General features: G+C 41.1%; 6 protein-coding genes. 4 read left to right on the forward strand and 2 right to left on the reverse strand.

Annotation, left to right across the window (positions count from 1 at the left end):
• Positions 1-369 precede the first annotated feature (369 nt).
• Positions 370-1257: an energy transducer TonB gene (locus tag CAN34_RS12045; protein ID WP_165767655.1), complete on the forward strand. Its 888-nt coding sequence runs from the start codon at positions 370-372 to the stop codon at positions 1255-1257.
• 153 nt (positions 1258-1410) lie between these two features.
• Positions 1411-2286: a mechanosensitive ion channel family protein gene (locus tag CAN34_RS12050; protein ID WP_089555843.1), complete on the forward strand. Its 876-nt coding sequence runs from the start codon at positions 1411-1413 to the stop codon at positions 2284-2286.
• On the opposite strand, the gene ybeY is transcribed toward CAN34_RS12050, so the two are convergent.
• The gene (gene ybeY, locus CAN34_RS12055; RefSeq protein ID WP_089555844.1) at positions 2283-2882 is read right to left on the reverse strand and encodes an rRNA maturation RNase YbeY; all 600 of its coding nucleotides are present in this window, start codon (positions 2880-2882) and stop codon (positions 2283-2285) included. The two genes, CAN34_RS12050 and ybeY, sit on opposite strands and share 4 nt — an antisense overlap.
• 231 nt (positions 2883-3113) lie before the next feature.
• Here ybeY and CAN34_RS12060 point away from each other — a divergent pair, with 231 nt between their 5' ends.
• Positions 3114-3941: a hypothetical protein gene (locus CAN34_RS12060; RefSeq protein WP_089555845.1), complete on the forward strand. Its 828-nt coding sequence runs from the start codon at positions 3114-3116 to the stop codon at positions 3939-3941.
• Positions 3942-4063: 122 nt separating this feature from the next.
• On the opposite strand, the gene CAN34_RS12065 is transcribed toward CAN34_RS12060, so the two are convergent.
• Positions 4064-5149: a PhoH family protein gene (locus tag CAN34_RS12065; protein WP_089555846.1), complete on the reverse strand. Its 1086-nt coding sequence runs from the start codon at positions 5147-5149 to the stop codon at positions 4064-4066.
• On the opposite strand from CAN34_RS12065, the gene CAN34_RS12070 reads away from it, so the two are divergent.
• Entirely contained in the window at positions 5148-5327 is a 180-nt protein-coding gene (locus tag CAN34_RS12070; RefSeq protein ID WP_089555847.1) for a hypothetical protein, read from the forward strand. The two genes, CAN34_RS12065 and CAN34_RS12070, sit on opposite strands and share 2 nt — an antisense overlap.
• Positions 5328-5528 lie beyond the last annotated feature (201 nt).

Raw genomic sequence — 5528 nt, forward strand, 5'->3', positions numbered from 1 at the left:
CTCAAACTTATTATCCTTATAATTATCGCGGTCGTTATCTAGTCAATGGCGTAAAAAGTGGCTTATACGATACCTACAAAACAGTATATATCAAAATAGAGGCGTGCAAAATGAACAGCTACGTTTCGTTATCATTCATTTAACCATAATGGCGCATGCTTTTACCTCTTAATGCCCACTATGGTCAGATGATACGTATAAAGCCAAGCAATAATAAATAGTAGGCAGGTAGATTAATGCTTGCAGTATACGGTTGTGCTAGCGATACAAATCTATGACATGTTATGATAGCGCCGGCATTGGTCGACATACGCTAATATTATCACGCTTATTGCCGACTGCCCTTATATTCACAAGCTGAGACCGACTGTGGCCTATATCAAAGACTCACAAAGCTACCATTTTTCAGCGCAAGCGCCGAAACGAGATATCAGCTTGCCTATGGCTATTGTCATTGCCGTAACGGCACATGCGTTACTCATTTTTGGTGTCAGCTTTTCGATGGGGCAAGACCCTGCTGGATTGATGCAAGACGTTGCCAAAGCGCTGACCGATAATATGCAGCCGAATGAAGATGCGCAATTTATTGCCAATGCATCGCAAGAAGGTGGCGGCACGGTGCAAGAGCAATTACGACAAGAAACCGACCAAAGCAGTCCTTTGCCTGCTGACCAAATGAGTGAAACGCAAGACGTGATTAGCTTGCAGCGTCAGGTCCGGCAGCAGCGCTATCAAGAAAGCTATCTGCGTACCACGCTAAGCTGGCGTCAAGCGAGTGTGGAGTCTGATAACGATAGCAAACAAGCACAAGATGATATGATGGCGCAAGAAGAGCGACTGCGCAAGCAAATCGCAACGTTGGAGGCTCAGCTGTCTCAGCGTCAGCAAGTCTATGCGACCAAATCAAAAGTTGTGACCGTGGATAGCAACTCAACGACGCAAGGTGTCGCAGCCGATTATATCAATACCTTTCGGGAGCACGTTGAGCGCGTTGGTAATCTGCAATATCCTACCCAAGCGCGTGCGCAAGGCATCACCGGCGAAGTGCGCTTGATGGTAATTATCGCCAATGATGGTAATATCAAAGCCATTCGTTTGCTTGAGAGCTCAAACTCAACGATATTAGATGAAGCCGCTAAACAATCAGTCAGACAAGCCGCGCCATTCGGTAAATTTACTGAAGACATGAAAGATATTGTCGAGTTGCGTCTGATACGTACCTATCGTTATAGTGACATAGTAGAAGTGACGTATTAAAATGATCAGTCATAAATTAATACGTTAAAGAAGTGAGATGATGCGTCATATTCTGGCTTTACCGCTGATAGATAGCCAAACTCATAAAGCAAGTTCATAAAGCGCATTTATAAAATACATTCATAAAACCCAGTTATAGAATAAAGAGTAAGCATGGAATTTTTAGGATTTACCCTTGATATTGCCACATTGACCAATAGTGCATTAGCCATATTATTTAAAGTGGCTTTAGCGCTACTCATATTTATCGTAGGACGTTGGCTTGCAAAAAGAGCGGTAGCAGTTGCGCATAGGCTGATGCTGCGTAGTCGCTTAGATGACACTGTGGCTAACTTTTTAGGTCGCCTGATGTATGGCTTGTTGTTGGTCATCGTTGCTTTGGCAGCATTGAGTAAAGTGGGTGTGCAGACCACTTCAGTGATTGCCATCTTGGGCGGTGCTGCGGTTGCGATTGGTTTGTCACTCAAGGATCAACTGTCAAACTTCGCCGCTGGCATCATGATCGTGACTTTTCGTCCATTTGTGCGCGGTGATTATGTACAAATTAGTAGTCATACCGGCACGGTCACAGAAATCACTTTGGTCAATACCCATTTGACGACGATAAATAATCACGACATCATCATTCCTAATGGCGACATTACCACTTCAGCAGTGATTAACTATACGGCACTGCCCAATCGCCGCGTCGATATTACTATCGGTATCGGCTATGATGCGGATATCAAAACGGCAAAAGATATCATGCTAAAATTGGCCAACGATAATGCAATGGCTTTCACTGACCCTGCGCCTATCATTCGTGTTACTAATTTAGGCGACAATTCGGTCGATTTAACCTTAAACGTCTGGACGACTAATGGCGATTGGTGGTCAATGCAGTGTGATTTGCTTGAGCAGTTTAAATACGCGCTGGATGATAATAAAATTGACATTCCATTCCCGCAGCGCAGTGTCCATGTTAAAGGGCTTGATCAGATGATTAATCAGATGGATCAAGCACAAAAATTGACGATGACGAAAAATTAAACATAAGGATTTGGTAGGTCTACCTCTGCCAAAATCTCAATTTCAAAACTTTCCATCTCATCTTGTTCAGCTTGTCCAAGCTCATGATCGAAACCTAACAGATGCAGCACACCATGTATTAATAAATGGCTAATGTGCTGTGTCACGGTTTTATTTTGCTCTGCGGCTTCACGTACCACCACTGCATGACAGATAACCAACTCGCCAAGCGGCAACGTTGGCATCAGCCCAATAATCGCTGCTGGCAAGTCGCTTGGGTAGGACAGAATATTGGTTGGATAATCTTTTTCTCGCGCCTCCAAATTAAGCTCGCGAGCTTCATTCTCATCCGTAATATAGATGTCTAGCCCTTTAGATTTTTCTTGCCATTGTTCAGCATCGATATCTTCAAAGTAGGGTAATGTTAGACCGTTCTTTATATGTTCATCAATATAATCTAAAGTCGCCATCATCACAGATTGTAAGTGGTTACGATGATAAAAGGTATCGATTATCTCGTCGTCAATGCTATCACTTGCGCTGATATCGAGTGCGGCTAAGCTTGCATCATTCTCTTCAAAATGATGGTTAATGCTATCATTATTGTCTTGATTCATAGAGTATCCTTTGTCTTGTTTATTCATTATTATCAAAAATAGTCAGAGTAAAAATAAGTGGTTTTTATTTTGAGATTACTCTGTGCGTTTATATTACTATAGCTAGGTTATGATGTCGCTACTAGTAATGAATAGGGTGATTAACATCACGCTATGAGGGTTCTTTTTTATGAAAAGTAAACAGTCCTTTATCATTGCAGTGTATTGCACATATTAAAGAGAGAATACAATATGAAAGCACCTTTAGTCGTATTATTAGCAGTCGGGCTAACTTTAACCACTACGCAAATAAGCACAGCCAGCAATGTTGTAAATAGCAAAAACGCGTCCAATATCAATAAGCCAGCTAAGATGAAAAAGTATCAATGGGCAACTGAGCTTTGCGAAAACGAAGCCTACTATGATGCCTCCAAAATTTCTGTACAAAATATCGAAGACGGTTTTGAGATATTTAAGCGTCTGACGCAAGTAAATCTACCAAACTATGCACCTTATACCCCCAAGGAGCTGCGTCAGCTGAGCAGTCAGTCTATAGGTAAACTAGAAAAAGATTATCTACAGTTAAGTACTCAAGTAGAGCGATTAACGACTATACCGAAGCAGACGAATTTTGATATGAGTTTTTTTAAGAAAAAGTTACAGCAGGACATTACTAATGAATATCAGCTGAATCGTTTAGGGTTAATGGCTTACTTAGATATCGGGCAAGCGTTGAAAGCGGCACCTAAAGTCTGTCAGGAATACCTAATACCGCTGAATCAAAGTCCGGAAAAATTGCAAGCTGCTTGGATGAGTTATACTTTAGAGCATATTCGACAGCAAGAAAAAATTGGTAATACTGATTATCGCAAAAATGCAATGAACCGCTATCGCTCAGAAAAAGCAGAAGATGCGGTCAGCTATGCGAAGCTCGGTCTAGTTGGCTATGCATGGAATAATTGTTTAAATAATCATTATAGTAAGCAAGAACTGAACCCTGAACAGGTAAATAAAGCACAACAAGTTTTTGAGAAAATCGTCTTTAAAAATACTATAAAATCAAAATGTGAGATGCCTTGATGTGAGAGAACTTTATAGCGTGGTTTTTTTAATGAAAAAATTTAGTAAATGATAGATGATAAAAAACCGGATATTAAATCCGGCTTTTTTTTGAGTCAATATTAATAATTTAAGGGTATGAATTACATATTAGACGTAGCATCTGCTATCGCTTGTTTACGCTCTTGCTCAGCGATAAAACGCTCTTGCCTACGTTTTTCTTCTAGTACCAATTGCTCGTCATCAAAGATATCGTAGGCTTCAACAATCTTTTGAACTAACTGATGGCGCACGACATCTTTTGAATCAAATTTTGTGATACGAATCTCTTCAATACCACTTAAAATTTCCATCGCTTGCGTCAGTCCTGACTTAGTACCACGCGGCAAATCCACTTGGGTGATGTCACCGGTAATAACTGCTCGTGAGCCAAAACCCAAGCGCGTTAAGAACATTTTCATCTGTTCAGGTGTGGTGTTCTGTGCTTCGTCCAAAATGACAAACGAGTTATTCAAAGTACGCCCACGCATATAGGCAAGCGGCGCCACTTCAATGATTTGCTTTTCAATCATCTTACTCACTTTCTCAAAACCAATCATCTCATACAGCGCATCATATAGAGGGCGCAAATATGGATCGATTTTTTGGGTCAAATCTCCCGGTAAAAACCCTAACTTTTCACCAGCTTCAACCGCAGGACGTACCAGCAAAATACGTTCAATCTCATTACGCTCGATCATATCAACGGCACAAGCAACGGCCAGATAAGTCTTACCGGTACCAGCAGGTCCAATACCAAACGATACATCAGAGGATAAAATATCCTTAACATAACGCTGCTGATTGCCACCGCGTGGGATGATTTTGCCGTTACGGGTACGCAGGCTAATGGGCGTAAAGTCACTCGGCGCTTCTAAGTCTTCCTCTTCGTCAGTTGGTTCTTCCTCTTCTTCTATATCTTCATCGCGTGCGATGCTCGATTGAATGATGAGATGCAACTCTTCTGCGCTGATGTCTTTGGTGTTTTGCGCTTCATCGACCATTTTATAAATAATACGTTCGCCGCGTTCGACATCCGATATGTCGCCACTCAGACAGAAGTCGCCTTGGCGTTGGCTAATTTTGATATCGAGGCGTTGTTGAATGTATTTCATGTGGTTATTATATTCGCCAAGCACGGTTTTGAGCTGTGCTGGGGTCAAGGATTCAAATTTTATACGGCGGCTCATGGAATCAGTCAAGCGATTATCCTTGTATTGGTTGCCCGCTGCTATCGGTCATGCTTCCATGCGTCATAGGCGAACGAGCTTCAGAGATAAAATGGGTAGTCGTGCTTTATTGCTTTTAGATAGTAGAAATAAAAATGACGGAAAAATCGTTATTAATGATATGAATGATAATAAGTAAATATCCTGCTTTCATTATGGTAGATAGTTTTTAAAATTCAAGCTATATAAAGGAATGCAGCGCTTTGTTTTTGTATGATGATTGCAACTACTGAGCGTATTTTCAATAATTTTTCAGCCGTTTTAAAGCTTAGATGCAGTAGAGGTTGAGCAAGCTATAGTCTAATCCAAATAAAACCGATACAATACTATTAATAATTAT

It is taken from the genome of Psychrobacter sp. DAB_AL32B, assembly GCF_002224105.1.
In the GTDB taxonomy this organism is placed as follows: domain Bacteria; phylum Pseudomonadota; class Gammaproteobacteria; order Pseudomonadales; family Moraxellaceae; genus Psychrobacter.